The sequence below is a fragment of the Pokkaliibacter sp. MBI-7 genome (assembly GCF_029846635.1).
Taxonomy (GTDB): Bacteria; Pseudomonadota; Gammaproteobacteria; order Pseudomonadales; family Balneatricaceae; genus Pokkaliibacter.
Genome location: NZ_JARVTG010000001.1, coordinates 3,634,860 through 3,653,279, shown reverse-complemented (window position 1 = coordinate 3,653,279; position 18,420 = coordinate 3,634,860). Strand labels below are relative to the sequence as shown.

General features: G+C 56.3%; 17 protein-coding genes. 5 read left to right on the top strand and 12 right to left on the bottom strand.

Annotation, left to right across the window (positions count from 1 at the left end; all coding sequences use genetic code 11):
• Positions 1–19: 19 nt before the first annotated feature.
• Complete coding sequence (locus tag QCD60_RS16175) at positions 20–2,539, top strand: NB-ARC domain-containing protein (protein WP_279787050.1); 2,520 nt, start codon at positions 20–22, stop codon at positions 2,537–2,539.
• A 64-nt stretch (positions 2,540–2,603) separates the two neighbouring features.
• Here QCD60_RS16175 and QCD60_RS16170 read toward each other — a convergent pair whose 3' ends face one another.
• The 4 genes from QCD60_RS16170 to glnT all read right to left on the bottom strand — a co-directional run bounded on the left by QCD60_RS16170 (position 2,604) and on the right by glnT (position 6,977).
• A complete protein-coding gene (locus QCD60_RS16170) occupies positions 2,604–3,926 on the bottom strand; it encodes an FMN-binding glutamate synthase family protein (RefSeq protein WP_279787048.1) in 1,323 nt (440 codons plus the stop codon).
• A gap of 16 nt (positions 3,927–3,942) precedes the next feature.
• On the bottom strand, positions 3,943–4,626 hold the full coding sequence (locus QCD60_RS16165; protein WP_279787046.1) for a protein glxC: 684 nt from the start codon (positions 4,624–4,626) through the stop codon (positions 3,943–3,945).
• 12 nt (positions 4,627–4,638) lie between these two features.
• Complete coding sequence (locus QCD60_RS16160) at positions 4,639–5,544, bottom strand: glutamine amidotransferase family protein (protein WP_279787044.1); 906 nt, start codon at positions 5,542–5,544, stop codon at positions 4,639–4,641.
• A gap of 98 nt (positions 5,545–5,642) precedes the next feature.
• Complete coding sequence (glnT, locus tag QCD60_RS16155) at positions 5,643–6,977, bottom strand: type III glutamate--ammonia ligase (protein ID WP_279787042.1); 1,335 nt, start codon at positions 6,975–6,977, stop codon at positions 5,643–5,645.
• Between the two features lie 302 nt (positions 6,978–7,279).
• Here glnT and QCD60_RS16150 point away from each other — a divergent pair, with 302 nt between their 5' ends.
• The gene (locus QCD60_RS16150) at positions 7,280–7,879 is read left to right on the top strand and encodes an XRE family transcriptional regulator (protein ID WP_279787039.1); all 600 of its coding nucleotides are present in this window, start codon (positions 7,280–7,282) and stop codon (positions 7,877–7,879) included.
• A gap of 130 nt (positions 7,880–8,009) precedes the next feature.
• Here QCD60_RS16150 and catA read toward each other — a convergent pair whose 3' ends face one another.
• The 3 genes from catA to QCD60_RS16135 all read right to left on the bottom strand — a co-directional run bounded on the left by catA (position 8,010) and on the right by QCD60_RS16135 (position 10,524).
• A complete protein-coding gene (gene catA, locus QCD60_RS16145) occupies positions 8,010–8,942 on the bottom strand; it encodes a catechol 1,2-dioxygenase (RefSeq protein WP_279787037.1) in 933 nt (310 codons plus the stop codon).
• A gap of 94 nt (positions 8,943–9,036) precedes the next feature.
• On the bottom strand, positions 9,037–9,327 hold the full coding sequence (gene catC / locus QCD60_RS16140; RefSeq protein WP_104151838.1) for a muconolactone Delta-isomerase: 291 nt from the start codon (positions 9,325–9,327) through the stop codon (positions 9,037–9,039).
• Positions 9,328–9,396: 69 nt separating this feature from the next.
• On the bottom strand, positions 9,397–10,524 hold the full coding sequence (locus QCD60_RS16135; RefSeq protein ID WP_279787034.1) for a muconate cycloisomerase family protein: 1,128 nt from the start codon (positions 10,522–10,524) through the stop codon (positions 9,397–9,399).
• Positions 10,525–10,625: 101 nt separating this feature from the next.
• On the opposite strand from QCD60_RS16135, the gene QCD60_RS16130 reads away from it, so the two are divergent.
• Positions 10,626–11,516: a LysR family transcriptional regulator gene (locus QCD60_RS16130; RefSeq protein ID WP_279787033.1), complete on the top strand. Its 891-nt coding sequence runs from the start codon at positions 10,626–10,628 to the stop codon at positions 11,514–11,516.
• Positions 11,517–11,540: 24 nt separating this feature from the next.
• Here the strand turns inward: QCD60_RS16130 and dsbG are convergent, their stop codons facing one another.
• The 4 genes from dsbG to QCD60_RS16110 form a co-directional block, all read right to left on the bottom strand.
• Complete coding sequence (gene dsbG, locus QCD60_RS16125) at positions 11,541–12,326, bottom strand: thiol:disulfide interchange protein DsbG (protein ID WP_279787031.1); 786 nt, start codon at positions 12,324–12,326, stop codon at positions 11,541–11,543.
• 145 nt (positions 12,327–12,471) lie between these two features.
• The gene (gene arsJ / locus QCD60_RS16120; protein WP_279787029.1) at positions 12,472–13,710 is read right to left on the bottom strand and encodes an organoarsenical effux MFS transporter ArsJ; all 1,239 of its coding nucleotides are present in this window, start codon (positions 13,708–13,710) and stop codon (positions 12,472–12,474) included.
• Position 13,711: 1 nt separating this feature from the next.
• Positions 13,712–14,734 (bottom strand): ArsJ-associated glyceraldehyde-3-phosphate dehydrogenase, encoded by a 1,023-nt coding sequence (locus QCD60_RS16115; RefSeq protein WP_279787026.1) that lies wholly within the window; start codon positions 14,732–14,734, stop codon positions 13,712–13,714.
• 60 nt (positions 14,735–14,794) lie between these two features.
• On the bottom strand, positions 14,795–15,142 hold the full coding sequence (locus QCD60_RS16110) for a metalloregulator ArsR/SmtB family transcription factor (RefSeq protein ID WP_279787024.1): 348 nt from the start codon (positions 15,140–15,142) through the stop codon (positions 14,795–14,797).
• Between the two features lie 332 nt (positions 15,143–15,474).
• Between QCD60_RS16110 and QCD60_RS16105 the strand changes: the two genes are divergently transcribed.
• Both QCD60_RS16105 and QCD60_RS16100 read left to right on the top strand, forming a co-directional pair.
• Positions 15,475–16,098: a TetR/AcrR family transcriptional regulator gene (locus QCD60_RS16105; protein WP_279787022.1), complete on the top strand. Its 624-nt coding sequence runs from the start codon at positions 15,475–15,477 to the stop codon at positions 16,096–16,098.
• Positions 16,091–17,308 (top strand): YbfB/YjiJ family MFS transporter, encoded by a 1,218-nt coding sequence (locus QCD60_RS16100; protein ID WP_279787020.1) that lies wholly within the window; start codon positions 16,091–16,093, stop codon positions 17,306–17,308. Before QCD60_RS16105 ends, QCD60_RS16100 begins: the two co-directional genes overlap by 8 nt.
• Positions 17,309–17,410: 102 nt before the next feature.
• Here QCD60_RS16100 and QCD60_RS16095 read toward each other — a convergent pair whose 3' ends face one another.
• Positions 17,411–18,358, bottom strand: a complete 948-nt coding sequence (locus tag QCD60_RS16095) for a 2-hydroxyacid dehydrogenase (RefSeq protein ID WP_279787018.1) — start codon at positions 18,356–18,358, stop codon at positions 17,411–17,413.
• Positions 18,359–18,420 lie beyond the last annotated feature (62 nt).

Sequence of the window (18,420 nt, the reverse complement as noted above, 5' to 3'; positions counted from 1 at the left end):
CTAAAAATGGGAAATAAGAATGACTACCGACATTGAAATAACATCAGTAAGTAGCAACATCCATGATCTTCTAAAAAAGGCCAGCGTCGGCCCAGAGGTAATAAAAACACTTCTTATTAGCAGCACTAATTTTTTTCCAAAGGAAGGATGGCTTTGGGACTACAAAGCCCAACTAAATAGTGACAACATTTCCATATCAAAAACCATTTTACAAGTAGTTAGCTTTCACAATACATGTGGCGGATACTTAATTTATGGTGTTACTGAAAAAGTAAAAGACAAAGAATTTATACACTGCGACATTGATTTTGGGGAATTCAATCCAGCGCAGCTTAGAGATAAAATAAAAAGCTACACAGGATCATACATTGACGTAACATTCAAAGAGGTAACATTCGAAATCGAAAATCAGCAGAAAAAATTTGGTCTACTTCACATTCCCAAGCGACAGTATTCAAGCACACCATTAGCCTTTATCAAGAATGGTCCAGAAAAAAGCAATGGGAAAATTTTATTCAACAAAGATGATACATACTTTAGATATTTGGATGAATGTCACAAAGCATCAACGCCTCAAGAATGGCAAACACTTTTTTCACCCAGAGAGTTCAATCCAAATTTTGGATTAGATACTTCATCTCCATCAAAAAACGAACAGTACATCAATCACAATCTACCTGACAAAAATCTAATTTGTTCAAACTTCATAGGCCGTGACAAAATGTTATCCGAACTCTGGAAATGGTTGTCCGATGAGTTCGAGTATACAAAAATACTTTCAGGCGATGGTGGAAAAGGTAAAACATCAATTGCCTATGAGTTCTGCAGATCATTCATAAAATCTCCACCACAAAGTTATGAACGAATAATTTGGCTATCAATAAAGCAAAGACAATTTTCAGGATTTTCTAATCAATACTACAATTTGCAAGATTCAGATTTTACTGACTCTCTATCATTTTTAATTTGTTTAGCTGATAATTTTGCATTACTTGTAGAAAACTACAACGACATATCAGATCGAAAAATAAAAAGAGATTTACGCGAAGCCTTACCATTGTTCCCTTCACTAATAGTCGTAGATGATATTGACTCTTTAGAAGAGGAAGAACAGCGAAAAGTGGTTGACTCTTGCAGACAGCTCGGCAGCATGAATGTTCGTTTTCTAATAACAACCCGTAAAAAGCTCGCTTATTCTGCAGACCTCTGCCTTGATGTACCAGGACTGACAATCAGTGAGTTCAATGAATATATATCATCCCTTATTCATAAATATAATTTACCTAAACTTCGAACAAAAGAAATAGAAAAACTTCATGAAGCATCGGACGGATCTCCATTATTATCTGCTTCTATATTGCGAATATATAAACAGGGTGTAGAACTCAGTATCGCAATAAAAGATTGGAGAGGTCAGGCTGGTGAGGATGCTAGGGCAGCCGCACTCAAAAGAGAAATTCAAAGTCTATCTACAGAGGCAAAGAGAGTTCTCTTAGCCATATACTACCTAAGGAACTGTTCTTTTACTGAGATAAAACAAGCGGCAGGAGTAGAGAAAACAAAACTTTTTGATCATATAGAAGAGCTACAATCTTTATTCCTAGTAAATGAACCTAAAATAATTGATGAGGAAGAGCGTTTCTCTCTTTCAAATACAACCTCATTGATAATTGGATCAATGACTAGCGATCTCGCCTTCGATCACAAGAAGCTACTTACTACGGCGAAGTCAATGAGAGAGAAACCTGTAGAAAAGAAATCAGGAAACCGGAGAAAAATTGGAATAGCGATAAACCAAGCAATGGCGTTAATAAAAGAAGGTCTTTATCAAAAAGCATTAGAAACAGTTGATGCAGAGCTTAAGCACTTAAAGGATAACCCTGACTTATTATTGATGAAAGCTAGGTGCTTACTTTCCTTTGAAAAGCCAAATAAAGGAGAGGCAGAAGAACTACTTAGACGCGCTATATCTCAAGGACAAGAGAAGGAAATAGCCTATGAACTTTGGTTCAAAGCGGAAGAAGACTCAAATTCAGCCAATGGCATTATTGAAGTATCAGAAAAAGCACTTGCACTTACAGACTCAAACAAGAACCGTTGGAATGAGAGAATTGCCAAAGGCTATATTTTACGCTCTAAATTACGAGACACACATTCAGCAATAAGAGACCTAAATGATGCAAATAATCACCTGACTAAAACTCTAGAAAATCTATCAGGTGTAGATAAAGAAATAAGAATTGCAGAACTCAACAGTCTGCATGATTTGATATGGAAAACCCTAGAGCAAGACAGCGACATTAGTTGGCTAACTGCATTTGACTACATTTACAACTTAATAAAACAGGGTGATTTGAGAACCGTGATGTACAAAGCAGCAAAACGTTGCCTAGATGAAGAAAAATCAGAAAAACGGAGAGGCGAAAAAAGAGCAGAAGTTTATAGAATATGTCTAGATAAATTCTCAAACCTCTTAAATGAAAGATCCAGCAAAGACAAAACTGATCGACCATTTACCGATCTATTGACAGAACTATAGTGCGGTGCTCATTTTAGTTGTAGCCACCCCTAATTTGAGGTGGCCTATTATAAGATAGCTTTCTTCAGAATCCCTGACCCGGTACCCAGTTGGTCCCCGCCAGCGGCACTCGGGCCATGGCAGCAGCTTCCACGGTCAGCGCCACCAGATCCTCAGGATCGAGGTTATGCAGGTGAGACTTGCCACAGGCACGGGCCATGGTTTGCGCTTCCAGCACCAGCACCCGCAGGTAGTTGGCCAGACGGCGACCGGCTTCTACCGGATCAAGGCGCCTGGACAGCTCAGGGTTCTGGGTGGTGATCCCCGCCGGGTCCTGACCGTTCTGCCAGTCATCGTAGTACCCCGCAGCAGAACCAATCTTCTTCAGCTCTTCATCCAGCCGTGGGTGGTTGTCACCCAGAGCAATCAGGGCGGCGGTGCCAATGGCTACCGCATCCGCACCCATCGCCATGGCCTTGGCCACATCGGCACCGGTACGAATCCCCCCGGACACGATCAGCTGCACCTTGCGGTGCATGTCCATTTCCTGCAGTGCCTGCACCGCAGGCGGAATGGCCGCGAGAATGGGGATACCCACATGTTCGATAAACACTTCCTGAGTGGCGGCAGTACCGCCCTGCATCCCGTCCAGCACGATGACATCGGCACCGGCCTTGATCGCCAGCTTGACGTCGTAATACGGGCGACTGGCACCGATCTTGACGTAAATAGGCTTTTCCCAGTCAGTAATTTCGCGAATCTCGGCAATCTTGATAGCCAGATCGTCCGGGCCGGTCCAGTCAGGATGGCGGCAGGCGCTGCGCTGATCCACCCCAATCGGCAGGGTGCGCATACCCGCAACACGCTCGGTGACTTTCATACCCAGCAGCATACCGCCACCACCGGGTTTGGCGCCCTGCCCCAGTACGATCTCAATCGCATCGGCCTTGCGCAGGTCATCGGGGTTCATGCCGTAGCGTGAAGGCAGATACTGGTACACCAGATGCTGCGACTGGCCGCGCTCTTCCGGGGTCATACCGCCGTCACCTGTCGTGGTACTGGTCCCGGCAATGGAGGCGCCGCGCCCCAGTGCTTCCTTGGCCTGAGCGGACAGCGCACCAAAGCTCATACCGGCGATGGTCACGGGGATCTTCAGATGAATCGGTTTCCTGGCAAAGCGGGTGCCGAGCACCACATCGGTACCGCATTTTTCACGGTAACCTTCCAGCGGGTAGCGTGACATGGACGCGCCCAACAGCAACAGATCATCAAAATGCGGCAGCTTACGCTTGGTGCCACCGCCACGAATATCGTAGATACCGGTCTCTGCCGCGCGCTGAATTTCCTGAATGGTCAGGCGATCAAAGGTGGCGGACTCGCGCAGCACGGGAGTTGGCTTATCAGACATGATGGGCTCCTACACCTTAGTACGCCGAAGCGTTATCGACTTTGAAGTTGTACAGCTGACGGGATGAACCGTAGCGCTTGAAGCTGGCCGGATCTTCATTGAAACCGGCACGATGGAGCAGCTCTTTCAGCTCATCCAGATGTTCGGCACGCATCTCTTTCTCGATGCAGTCCGAGCCCAGTGACTTGACTGTGCCTTTGACGTAGATGCGGGTTTCATACAGCGAGTCGCCCAGCGCATCACCGGCATCACCGCACACCACCAGCCGCCCGGCCTGCGCCATAAAGCAGCTCATGTGGCCGATGCTGCCACCGACGACGATGTCCACGCCCTTCATGGAAATACCGCAGCGTGCACCGGCATCGCCTTCGATCACCAGCAGGCCGCCGTGAGCGGTGGCACCGGCGGCCTGCGAGGCGCTGCCTTTCACCCGTACCACACCGGACATCATGTTTTCTGCCACGCCGACACCGACATTACCATGCACGGTGACGGTGGCTTTCTGGTTCATACCGGCACAGTAGTACCCGGCATGGCCGTCAATATCGATACTCAGGGCTTCATTCACGCCGACCGCCAGATTGTGCTTGCCGCCGGGGTTGCTGACATGCCATTCGCGCTCGGTCAGCTCTTTGGCCTGATCGTGCAGCGCCTGATTAAGCTCACGCACGCTGTCGGTGGCCAGATCAAACTTGTTCATGCTGTGGTCTCCTCAGGCTGCTGTGCGTTCCCAGATATACATCGTTGCCGGCTCCGGCTCCCATACCCTGGCCTTGTCGATGCCGGGCAGGCTGGCCAGCGCCTGATACTCGGAGGCCATCGCCACGTAGTCATCCGTTTCCGCCAGAATGGCCGGTTTACAGGCGATGGGATCTCGAATCACGGCAAAGCCGTTGCGGGTGCCGATGGCGAAGGTGAAGAAGCCGTCCAGATCTTCCAGCGAATGATCCAGTGCCGCCTTCAGTGAATCACCCTCGCGCAGGCGCCAGGTCAGATACCCTGCGGCCACTTCGGTGTCGTTCTCGGTTTCAAAGGTGATGCCCTGACGCTTAAGCAGCTGACGCAGGCGGCTGTGGTTGGAGAGGGAGCCGTTGTGAACCAGACACAGATCGGCACCGGTAGAGAACGGATGGCTGCCTTCCATGGTGACCGCGCTTTCGGTCGCCATGCGGGTGTGGCCGATGATGTGACTGCCTTGCATTTTGGCCAGCGAGAAGCGCTCGGCGATGTCGGCAGGCAAGCCCATGCCCTTGAGAATTTCGATGCTCTGCCCGGCACTCATGATGCGCACATCGGCAGCCAGCTCAGCCAGCGCTTCACGCACTTTGGCTTCTTCCGTCTGCACCTTGAGCACAGCGGCACTGGCATTACGGAACCAGTCCAGCGAGCAGCCCAGACGGCCTTCCAGCGCGCCCATCAGTTGTTTCCAGTCGTATTCTTCCGCACTGCTTTGCAGGGTCAGCTTGACCCAGCCGTCCTGCACTTCATCACCATAAATGGCGAAGCCAGCGCTGTCGGGGCCACGGTCAGTCATGGCCAGCAGCATGGGTTCGAACAGTTTGCCCAGTTGGGGCTCAAGGGCCTGATTCTTCAGGTACAGGCCAACAATTCCGCACATGGTGTGTCCTCACGGCAATCAGAAGCAGCAGGCACAGGGCTGCTTACTTTGGCTATCGGGTAGTCCGCTCGGCAGACAGGCAAAGGCTGTCTGCGTTCTCAGAAAAACTCGGCGTAACGATTAATTTCCCAGTCAGAAACATGGCGGCTGTATTCCACCCACTCCATGCGCTTGAGCTTGACGAACTCATCGACAATCTCCTTGCCCAGGGTGTCGCGGAACAGCGGATCAGCTTCCAGCGCGTCCACCGCCTCCTTCAGTGACTGCGGCAGGGTTTCAATGCCTCGGGCGGCGATTTCATCCAGCCCCAGGGCATACAGGTTTTCGTTGCAGGGCTTGCCCGGATCCAGCTCACGCTCGATACCGTCGAGGCCAGCGGCAATGATGGCTGCCGATACCAGATAGGGGTTGCAGCCGGCATCAGGCAGACGGAACTCGATGCGGCCATAGGGAATGCGCACCATCGCTGAACGGTTGTTGTCGCCATAGGTGACAAAGGCTGGCGCCCAGGTGGCACCCGACAGGGAGCGCCCGACCACCAGACGCTTGTAGGAGTTCACCGTCGGCGCAGCAAAGGCGCACAGCGCCGGGCCGTGGGCCAGCAGACCGCCGAGGAAGTGATAAGCCAGTTTGGACAGCCCCATACCGCTCGGATCATTGTCATCCTGGAACAGGTTCTTGTTGCTGGCACTGCCGATGGACAGATGGAAGTGCATACCGTTGCCCGCCCGCCTGGGGTCCGGCTTGGGCATGAAGGAGCAGATCATGCCCATATCGTTGGCGATCTCACCGGCCGCCATACGGAAGAAGGTGAAGCGGTCTGCCGAGGTCATGGCATCGCTGTAGGTGTAATTGATCTCGAACTGGCCGTTGGCGTCTTCGTGATCAATCTGATAAACGTCGAAATCCACCTGCTGCAGGGATTCGACCAGACGCTCAAGGAAAGTACGGGAGCGTGACAGCCCTTTATAGTCGTAACAGGGCTTATCGAGGGTATCGCTGGCATCAACCGGGCCCAGCTTGCCACTGTCGTCACGTTTGAACAGGCTGAACTCAGGCTCAAGGCCGGTATTCAGGGTCCAGCCCTTCTGCTTCAGGCGTTCCACCTGCAGCTTCAATACATAGCGCGGGTCATAGGGCCAGGGCTTGCCATTGACGTGACCGATACACAGCACACGACCATAGCCGGGCTGCCAGGGCACTGGGGTCAGCGAAGACAGATCGCCACGTGCCATATAGTCAGGGCCATGGGGTTCCATACCCAGCCCCCACACCGCAAAGCCGGCGAAACCCGCACCGGTTTCGGCCACCGCCTCCAGACCGTTGATCGGTACGGATTTGGTCTTGGCTGCACCATGGATATCAACAAACTGCGCCAGCACATACTTGATGCCGTGTTTGTCGATAATCTGTTGCGTTTCCTCTGGCAGCATGACAATTCACTCCTCGAACGTTGAAATATTCAAATCAGGAATTTTATTTTCTCCAAAGGAAATGCAATCAGCTTGCCAACCTGCGGAACGCTCGGAGCGACACGGCGAATACCCGGTGACAATGACGCAAAGTGGCAAAACAAAAGGAAAAAGACTGGATAAACAGGGCTTTCCTTCTATCTTCATAGGAAAGATGTTTTCATAGTGGGAATGCCAGCAGAGGGCCGACGCACCCGCCCGGCAGCAACACGAACATTCTTGGTGCGAATTATTTATTCCGTGAACTAAAAGCGTGCAGACGAATGAAAGACGACGTTGAAAAAGAACCCCGGCTAAAACTCGAACAATACATCGGGATGCAGATTCGACGGCAACGCCAGGCTCAGGACCTGAAAATCACCGATGTGGCACGTATCGCCAAAATCAGTCAGGGCATGTTGAGCAAGATTGAAAATGCCCAGGTCTCCACCAGTCTGGAAACCCTGAGCAGGCTCTGCGATGTGCTGGGCATGCCGATGTCCAAACTGTTCAGCCAGTATGATCAGCAGGGTGGTGGCGCATTGCTGGTGAAAGCCGACGAAGGCATGGAAGTGGTCCGCCGCGGCACCGAGAAAGGCCATACCTATCACCTGCTCAACCACACCCGCGGGCCGAAGAAAAACTTTGAGGCCTATATGGTGTCGATGGACGACGCCAGCGAAGAATTTCCCACCTTCTCTCACCCTGGCACCGAGTTTATTCATCTGCTGCAGGGCGAACTGATCTACCGTCACGGCAATCAGCTTTACCCCATGCAGGCCGGCGACAGCCTGACCTTCGACGGCGAAGTCCCCCACGGCCCGGAAAAGCTGGTGCAGGTCCCTATCCGGCTGCTGTCGATCATGAACTACGGGCAGGATTAAACTGCCCTCCTCCACTACCTCTCTCGCCGCAGTAAAAAGCCACAAACAAAAAAGGCCGCTTTGCAGAGCGGCCAATTCACAGGTGTGAAAGTTATCGAAGTGGAACTAGTTCACGGTGTTGCTTTCCGCCTCACACGCTTTCCAGCGCACGCAGACGGGCACCACGTGCTTCTTTGTCTTTCGCTTCGGTAGCACGCAGCGTGAAGTCAAAGTCGATCTCGGCAAAAGGTGCATCCACACCACGATCACGGGCCGCAGCATGATCACTGTTGTGAGTGATCTGGGCGATCAGCTCATCACGGGTAGCGTAGGCAAAGTCATCGTGCAGGTACTTGTCGCCATCCAGATTGATCTGGGTGGTCAGGTGCTGATAACCATCGGCAGAGATAAAGAAGTGGATATGCGCCGGACGCTGACCATGACGGCCAAGCAGATTCAGCAGTGCCTGAGTGGAACCCTGTGGTGGGCAGCCGTAACCGACAGGGATGGTGCTGCGGAAACGGTAAACACCATTCTCATCGGTGCGGATACGGCGACGCAGGTTGAAGTCTGATTGTGACTTATCGAAGTAGGAGTAGTTGCCCAGCCCATTGGCGTGCCAGACGTCAACGATGGCACCGGCGATGGGCTGGCCGTCCATATCCTTGACCTGTCCCTGCATAAACAGCACTTCACCTTCTTCGCTGCCATCATCCAGACGGGCTTCGCCATCGCTCAGCGGCGCACCGGCCACATACAGCGGGCCTTCGATGGTACGGGGAGTGCCACCGGTTTCACCGGCCAGCTCGTCTTCCTTGTCCAGACGCAGGTCAAGGTAGTGCTCCAGACCCAGACCGGCCGCCAGCAAGGCGGTTTCCTTGTTGGTGCCCAGTTCGTTGATATAGTTGACGGCCATCCAGAACTCTTCCGGACGGATGTCCAGATCATCGATGGCGCAGCACAGGTCGGTCAGCAGGCGGTTGATCACCTGCTTGGCACGGGGATTTCCCTGGTCATTGTCAAAGCCACTGACTTGTTCCAGAAAGGCGGTGACAAAGGATTCTTTGGCGATACTGACGGTCATGGGTATTTCCTCATCTGCTTAATTGTTTTTGTCAGTGGGAATCATTGGCTCGGCCATGTGCTTGCTAGCAGCCTGCCGCAGATCGGTAGGCGCGTTATCTGTCATCCTCATGGATGGAAGACGGGTGTCTGCACAACGCCTGCACCTTGATGTCCATATACGGGAACAGCGGCAGACTGCTGAGAATCTCATGCAGCTGGGCGCCATCACGGACATCGAAAACGCTCACGTTGGCATATTGCCCAACCACACGCCACAGGTGACGCCAGATGCCGTCGCGCTGCAGCTGCTGAGCCATTTCCTTTTCCTTCAACTTGATGGCTGCCGCTTTGTCCGGATCCATATCCGGCGGCAGATTGACGGTCATTTCCACATGAAAAAGCATGGTTGACTCCTGCTTCGTTGAATTCAGATGCCCGTCAGGGCGAATACTCAAAGGGCTGACCCGATGCCTTCAGCGCAGGTCACGGGCAAAATAGGCCAGACGCTCTTCATCCAGGGTGATGCCAAGGCCCGGCGCCGTTGGCAGCTGCAGCTGGAAGTCGGCATAGCGCAGCGGCTGCTGGAAGATTTCCTCGGTCAGCAGCAGCGGGCCGAACAGTTCAGTTCCCCAGGTCAGCTGCGACAGAGTGGCAAAGGCGTGGGCGGCGGCCAGTGTGCCCACGGCGCCTTCGAGCATGGTGCCGCCATACAGCGCAATCCCGGCGGCTTCCGCAATCGCAGCAGTTTTCAGCACGCGGCTGACGCCACCGTTCTTTGACAGTTTCAGGGCGAACACCTGTGCAGCACCGGCCTGCGCCAGCTGGAAAGCATCGGCCACGCACTCAATGGACTCATCGGCCATGATCGGCAGCGGGCTGCGCATCGCCAGACGTACCTGACCGGCAAAGTTGTGACGGGAAATGGGCTGTTCGACCAGATCGACACCAGCATCGGCCAGCGCCGGAATGGCGCGCATGGCGGTGGATTCATCCCAGGCCTGATTGACATCCACCCGCACGCTGGCCCGGTCACCCATGGCACGCTTGATCGCAGCCACATGGGCAATGTCCGCTGCAACGCTGTTGGCGCCAATTTTCAGTTTGAAGATATTGTGGCGACGCTCGGCCAGCATGCGCTCGCCTTCGTCGATATCACGGCCAGTATCGCCACTGGCCAGCGTCCAGGCCACGGGTACCGCATCACGCAGACGACCACCGAGCAGCTCGCTGAGGGGCAGGCCCAGTCGTTTGCCCTGAGCATCCAGCAGGGCGATTTCGATGGCGGATTTGGCAAAGGTATTGTTCTTCACGGCCTTGTCGAGGCGGGCCATGGCGGCATTGATGTTGCGCGCATCCTGACCGACCAGCAGCGGCGCCAGATAGGTATCGATGTTGGCCTTGATACTTTCGGGGCTTTCCGCGCCGTAGCTCAGACCACCGATGGTAGTGGCTTCACCCAAGCCTTCGTGGCCATCGGCACAGCGCAGACGTACCAGCACCAGCGTCTGTCCCTGCATGGTGGTCATCGACAGGCGGTGGGGGCGGATCGTGGGCAGATCAACCAGTAAGGTTTCTACCGCGGTGATGGCGAACTCGTGCATGGCATATCCACAAGGTTGTTTGTTGTTATGTGCCGATGTTGCCTCCCCTTTCGTATGGCGTCTAATATCGTTTTGGTTGCCTACAATACCCTGGAGGTATCATGGAGCTTCGACACCTGCGGTACTTTCATGCCGTAGCCGAAACCCTCAATTTCACCCGCGCCGCCGAGCGTCTGCATATTGCTCAGCCGCCGCTCAGCCGTCAGATTCAGCAGCTGGAGGAAGAGCTGGGCGTCAGCCTGATCGAACGGGACTCCCGCCCGCTGAAGCTGACCAAGGCCGGGCGCTATTTCTACCAGCACACCACCCAGTTGCTGTCGCAGCTCGGTGAGATCAGCGAAAGCACCCGTCGTATTGGCCTTGGCCAGCGGCGCTGGTTCGGTATTGGTTTTGCCCCCTCGACCCTGTACGGCGCCCTGCCGGAGCTGATCCGGGCGTTGCGTCGTGATGCCGAGCTGGATGTAGGGCTGACAGAATCCACCACGCTGCAGCAGGTGGAGGCACTGAAGAATGGCCGTATCGATATCGGTTTTGGCCGCATCATCATCGATGACCCCAGCGTGATTCAGGAGGTGCTGACCGAAGACCCGCTGGTGGCCGCGCTGCCGGTGGGCCATCGTCTGATCGGCGAACAGGTCAGCCTGCGGGAGCTGGCCCGCGAACCGTTTGTGCTCTACCCCGGGCGTCCGCGACCGAGCTATGCCGACCATGTGATCGAAGCCTTCCGCAGCCATGGTCACCAGATTCAGGTGGCGCAGTTTGCCAACGAATTGCAGACCGCCATCGGTCTGGTCACTGCAGGGATGGGGATTACGCTGGTGCCATCGGTGGTGCAGCGGATGCACCGCGATGATCTGGTGTACGTGCCGATTGCCGAATCAGGGCTGGTGTCGCCCATCATCATGAGCCGTCGGCGTGATGATCAGTCCGCCTTGCTGCAGAGCTTTGTGACGCTGGTACGCCAGCATTTTGCCCCGCCGCTCGCGGTGTGAGCGGCGGCACTGGTCGCAGTGCGCTTATTGCGGCCCCATGACACTGTCAATGGTCAGCTCACCGGGCACACCGCGCTGCGCCTGCAGAATCTGGTTGTCATCGAGATAAAGAATGGAGGGCGTGGCATTCAGCCCCAGCGATGACATCAGGGCCAGGTTGGCATCCAGCTGCTTACCGATGGCCGCAGGCACTTCCGCATCACTTTTAGCCCGCTGACTGGACGGCGAGTCCTCATAGTCCTTCAGTGCTGTGACCGGGTCTTGGGCAGACAGCAGGGTGGCTGCCTTGTTCTTACTGTCAGCGCGGATAATACCCACCAGAATATGGCGAATCTGTACCTTGCCGCTGGCGACCCACGGCCGTGACATTTCCCAGAACTGGTGGCAGTACGGGCAGTTGGCATCGGTGAACATATACAGCACGCGCGGTGCATCGGTGCGGCCATCCTGAATCCAGCGGGTGTTCTGCAGATCCTGCCAGGTCTGTGCCGACATGGGTTTGTACACCAGCTGCTCCAGCGGCGCGCGGGTCATGTCCTTACCGCTGGCATCCAGCAGCTGCCCGGTCAGCACATGCTGACCATCGGCGGTGAGATACAGTGCCAGCCCCTGCTTCTGGTATTCCGCAGCGTACCCCTTGAGCCCGGCAGGCGCATCGAAGCTGCCCATGATACGCAGCCCCCTGGCTTCCATCGCCTTGATCGGTGCGGGCAGCTCTTCTGCCTGTGCGGCCATGCTCAGGCCTAGCAGCATGGGGGTCAGCAGCGAACCCCGCATAACGGACTGCCAGAGGGCCGGGGTGGTTTTCATCAAAAACTCCTTGGTTGGGAATGGCACGCCAGTGCGACAGGCTGACTGACGTTGCCAGAAAACAAAATGGTGGACAGGGGCCGGGAAAGTGCCAGCCGCATCGGCCCGCTACCGGGCCGTCTGCGTTCAGACTACCCGCCCGCCGTTATGTTCCTGCCCCGCCCACTTTTGTTTTGTGCCGTGGCAGTCCCACCGACAGTATCGCCGCCAGCAACACGAACAGCGCGGATACCCACAGGCAGCAGGCCAGTCCCTGACTTTGGTACAGCCAGCCCGACAGCAGGGTGCCAAGCAGCCGGCCCATGGCATTGGACATGTAATAGAAGCCCACGTCCAGCGAGACGCCGTCTTCCTTGGCATAGGAGACGATCAGATAACTGTGCAGCGAGGAGTTGATGGCAAACAGCACACCGAACACCAGTAGCCCGCCGATCAGCACCCAGTGCGCGTCCTGCCCGCTACCAAGGCCCAGTGCAATCAGTGCCGGAATGGCGGTCAGCAGCAGAGCCCAGAGGCAGGCCGCACGGCCATCCGGCACCCGCCCCTGCTTCTTGCCCGTCAGCCAGGGCGCCACTGACTGCACCACGCCATAGCCCATCACCCACAGCGCCATAAAGCCGCCGACCGACCAGAAATCCCAGCCAAAGACCTGACTGAGATACACCGGCAAGGCCACCACGAACCACACATCACGCGCCCCGAACAGAAACAGCCGGGCCGCTGACAGCACGTTGATGGCACGGCTTTTAGACCACATATCGCTGAATTTGGGTTTGGCTTTGGCCTTGCCCAGATCACTGCGCAGCATCACCAGACTGGCCAGCCAGATCACGCCCAGCACGGCGGCCATCGCGAGCACCGCGCCCTTGAAGCCAAGCAGCACCAGCAAGGCACCACCAAGGAAGAAGCCGACACCCTTGAGGGCATTCTTGGAGCCGGTCAGCAACGCTACCCACTGATACAGCCGGCCCTGCTGGCCCGCCGGGATCAGCGTCTTGATGGCACTTTTGGCGCTCATCTTGTTGAGATCCTTGGCAATCCCCGACAGCGCCTGCGCCGCCATCACCCAGGGCACAGTGAGGCTGGCGGCGGGCACCGCCAGCATCAGCAGGGCCACCACCTGCAGCAGCAGGCCCAGGTTCATGGTGCGGTTCAGCCCCAGCCGGGCGCCGAGATAGCCCCCCACCAGATTGGTGATCACCCCGAACAGCTCGTAGAACAGAAACAGCAGCGCGATCTGCAGTGGGCGGTAACCCAGGCTGTCAAAGTGCAGCACCACCAGCATGCGCAGGGCGCCGTCGGTCAGAGTAAAGGCCCAGTAATTACCGGTGATCAGCAGGTACTGACGTACCTCAGGAGCCAGTCGGGACAGCGCCGCAGCCATATCAACCGCCTGCCTGATCAGCGCGTCCGACCTTTGCCGCCAGCTCGACGGTACGGTTGGCATAGCCCCACTCGTTGTCGTACCAGGCGTAGATCTTCACCTGAGTCTGGTTGATCACCATGGTCGACAGCGCATCAATGATTGAGGAACGGGGGTCGGTGCGGTAATCCATCGACACCAGCGGCCGGGTTTCAAACCCCAGAATGCCCTGCAGCTCGTTGGCGGCGGCGTTCTGCAGCAGGCTGTTAACCTCTTCTGCCGAGGTGGCGCGCTCGACTTCAAACACACAGTCGGTCAGCGAGGCGTTGGCCAGTGGCACCCGCACCGCGTGACCGTTCAGCCGCCCACGCAGCTCCGGGAAGATTTCGGCAATTGCCGTCGCTGAGCCGGTGGTGGTGGGGATCAGGCTCATACCTGAGGCACGGGCACGGCGCAGATCCTTGTGCGGCTGATCCAGAATGCTCTGGGTATTGGTCAGATCATGAATGGTGGTGATGGAGCCATGACGGATACCCAGCTGTTCGTGGATCACCTTGACCACCGGCGCCAGACAGTTGGTGGTGCAGGACGCCGCGGTGACAATGCGGTGTAGAGCCGGATTATAGAGGTGATCATTGACGCCCATGACGATATTCAGTGCACCGGCTTCCTTCACTGGTGCGCTGACGACTACCCGTTTGACGCCCTGCTGCAGATAGGCCTGCAGCACCTCCACCGTCTTCATCTTACCGCTGGCTTCAATCACCACATCGCAGCCAGACCAGTCGGTATCGGCGATGGCCTTGTTGCTGCTGACCTGAATGCGCTTGCCTTCGATGATCATCACCTCGCCTTCGCTGCTGGCCTCCCGTGACCAGCGCCCGTGTACCGAGTCGAAGTTCAGCAGGTGGGCGAAAGTAGCCGCATCGGCAGCCGGATCGTTGATCTGCACCACCTCGAACAGCTCACGGTCCCAGGCTGCACGCAGCGCCAGCCGGCCGATGCGGCCAAAACCGTTGATACCTACTTTGATTGGCTTGCTCATAATTTGCTCCATAGCCGGTTCAGCCCGGCCAGACAGTCAGAAAAGGGGTGCTCTGCGCACTCAGCAGCAACGTGCGGGCCGGTCATTCATCACCTGCAGGCGCTGCACTTCCGGGCTCAGCCAGAAGCGGTTGGCGGCCAGCGTCGACTGCAACATCTCATGCACCCAGTCGGGCAGGGCCGGGTGCAGCCGGTAGTAAACCCACTGGCCCTGACGGCGATCCGCCAGCAGCCCGGCACTGCGTAACTGCGCCAGATGGCGGGAAATTTTCGGCTGGCTTTCTTCCAGCGCGCACATCAGCTCACACACGCAGAGTTCCGTTTCCCGTGTGATCAGCAGCATCAGCCGCACCCGGGTGTCATCCGCCAGCGCCTTGAATACCAGAGTGGGAGTGAGTAGTTCAGTCATGCCTCAGGTCAGTTCCGTTCTGCCGTTACGTATAAATATGAATTTCCAGATATTCAGCCCGGCACTGGCACGCCATTGCTGTTATTTGAACCTATCTCTGGCCAGTGATTCGGACTGATTTTATATATGAATTTTCATATATAGCAGTGCAGCCTGACGCAGAATGATGACAAAGTGATGACGGGAGGCAACGGGAAAGCATTTTTGCTAGCGGCATGCCGACGCGAATGACGACATTCCCGACAGTGGGCCTTGTTTTTTATATCGATCGACATAATAAATTGTTTCATATCGACTGATATAAAACCTATCTGCCATCTGGGAGCCACAGCATGCCAAGACCACGCGCGTTCAATGAGGATCAGATTCTGCAGCTGGTGAGTGATGCGTTCTGGAGCAAAGGCTATGAAGCCACGTCAACCCGTGATCTGGTGCGTGTTACCGGCCTGACTCAACCAAGCCTCTACAATGCCTTTGGCGATAAGCGCGCGCTGTTTCGCCGGGCGCTGGAACATTATCTGGATCGCTCGTTACGCGAGCGCATCCAGCGTATGGAACAGCAACAGCCTGCAGAACAGGCCATCACCGCCTTCTTTGCCGAAACCATCCAGCGTTCGCTGGCCGACCCGCTGCACCGCGGTTGCCTGCTGGTGAACTCAGCGCTGGAAGCCAGCAGCGATGACCCGGATCTGCGTCAGGCTATCAACGCCGAGCTGGCACAGATGCAGGCGTTCTTTGAACGCACCATCGAACGTATCCGCGATGGTATCCCTGCCCTGCACAGGCTCACTGCACATCAGGCAGCCACCACATTGCTCGCCGTTGTACTCGGTATCCGGGTACTGGCACGGGTGAACCCCAGCCGGGAGCTTCTGCTGGACAGTATCCAGCCGGTACTTTCCCTGCTCGGGCTGCCCGCCCTGACCCTGCCATCAGGAGAAACCGAACATGTCTAGCTCCCCTCCCGTGACCACCATACTCGACCGTCAGGCCCTGTTTGCCACACTGGCAGGCATCTGTGCCAGCCTGGTCGGCATTGGTCTGGCCCGCTTTGCCTATACCCCACTGATCCCTGCGCTGATTGAACAGCACTGGTTTCCTGCCACCAGTGTCGTCACCCTGGCGGCGGCCAACTTTGCCGGCTATCTGGTGGGTGCCGTAAGTGGCCGGCCTCTGGCCACGCGGCTCGGTAATCATCATGCCTTGCGCTGGCTGATGGTGGCAGCGAGCATCGCCTTCATTGCCTGTGCCTGGCCGCTGTCGGTGGGCTGGTTCTTCGTCTGGCGTTTTATTTCCGGTGTCGCTGGCGGTGCCATCATGATTCTGGTCGCGACTACCATCCTGCCGCACATTCCTGCCGTACGGCGCGGTTTCGTCAGCGGGATGATCTTTCTCGGCCTAGGCGCCGGTATCGCGGCCTCCGGCACGCTGGTTCCCGAACTGCTGCACCTGGGTCTGCAGCAGACCTGGCTCGGGCTGGGTGGCGTATCCTTGCTGCTGACCGCCATCAGCTGGTTCGGCTGGCCCACAACCTCAGCCCCCGCTTCCAGCGCAGGCCCGTCAGCGGTCCACCGGCAACATTCTGCGCTGTCGCTGAAGCTGCTCTATGCCCAGTACGCTGCTAATGCGCTTGGCATCGTACCGGCCATGATGCTGCTGGTGGACTTTATTGCCCGCGGCCTGCACCAGGGCGCGATGACCGGCGCCCGCTACTGGGTACTCTATGGTCTGGCCGCAATTGTCGGCCCGGTCATCTGCGGACAAACAGCGGATCATATCGGCTTCAGGACGGCCTATCGCCTTGCCCTGTTGCTGCAATTGATGGCGGCAGCCCTGCTGGCCTTCAGCCAGAGCAACCTCAGCCTGATCGTTGCGACGGTTATTCTCGGCGCCTTTACACCGGGGATAGTGCCGCTGGTGCTCGGCCGTATTCATGAACTCATTCCCCATGATCACGGCCAGCAACGTGCGGCCTGGAGTCGCGCGACTACCGCCTTTGCACTGTTTCAGGCTATCGGCGGCTACGGCTATTCCTTTCTGTTCAGCCATTTTCAGCAGAATTATCAGCTGATTTTCGCGGTTGGCGGTGCCGCTCTGCTGCTGGCACTGACGGCAGACTTCATCCGCCTCAGCGACCGGGCCGAGCCCTGTGCCGCCGCAGGCTGACAGCCTGCACAACGCAGAACGCAGAACGCAGAACGCAGAACGCAGAACGCTCGCGTCATACCCCGGCGTTGCCCGTCCAGCGTGCTGCCCGTCAGGCAGCCGTTACACCGGTGTCAGTAGCGGCTTGCCAGCAAAATGGGCGGCCAGATTATCCACCACCAGCTGGGCCATGGCCGCCCGGGTTTCCACCGTACCGCTGGCACAATGGGGCTGCAGCACGACATTGCTCATGCTCAGCAGTGCCGCCGGAACATGCGGCTCATTGACGAAGACATCCAGCCCGGCTCCCGCCAGCCTGCCCTGCTGCAGCAGTTCCACCAGCGCAGACTCATCCACCGCCGAACCCCGGGCGATATTGATGAAGTAACCCTGCGGACCTATGGCTTCCAGCACGTCACGGCTGATCAGCCCTTCGGTTTCCGGACCACCGGGAACGGCCGGTGCAAGAATATCGACAGCCTCCGCCAGCGCACACAGATCATCGAAGTAACGGTAAGGCACATCAGCCTGCGGCTTGCGGCCGTAATAGCAGACCTCCATGCCAAAGGCTTCTGCCCGCCGGGCGATGGCCTTGCCGATCCGGCCAAGACCGACAATCCCCAGCTTTTTACCGCGAATGGCGGTATTCAGCGGCATCATGCCCTTGCTCTGCCAGTCACCGGAGCTTATCCAGTTCACACCGGGCAGCAACCGCCGCACGGTGGCAAGCAACAGCATCATGGCCATATCGGCCACGTCATCGGTCAGCACGTCCGGGGTATTGGTCACCGGAATACCGCGCGCCTTACAGCCATCGACGCAGAGGGTGTCCAGACCCACGCTGGCGGAGGTCACAATTTCCAGATTGGGCAGACGATCCAGCAGTGACTGTTCAAAGCCACCGCCGTGGGTGGTAACCACGGCACGGATGCGCGCCCCGATTTCACGCACCATCACGTCCTTTTCCGCAGCACTGGCCTGGTCGTAGCGATGCAACCGATAGGTGTGCTCCAGTATCTTCATCTGCTCAGGACGATTGGGCCACACCACCATCACGTCAATCTTGTCCATTCTCTGTGCTCCATCTCAGCCGGTTAGGGTCAATGCGAAAAACAACTTGTATGACATAGTAT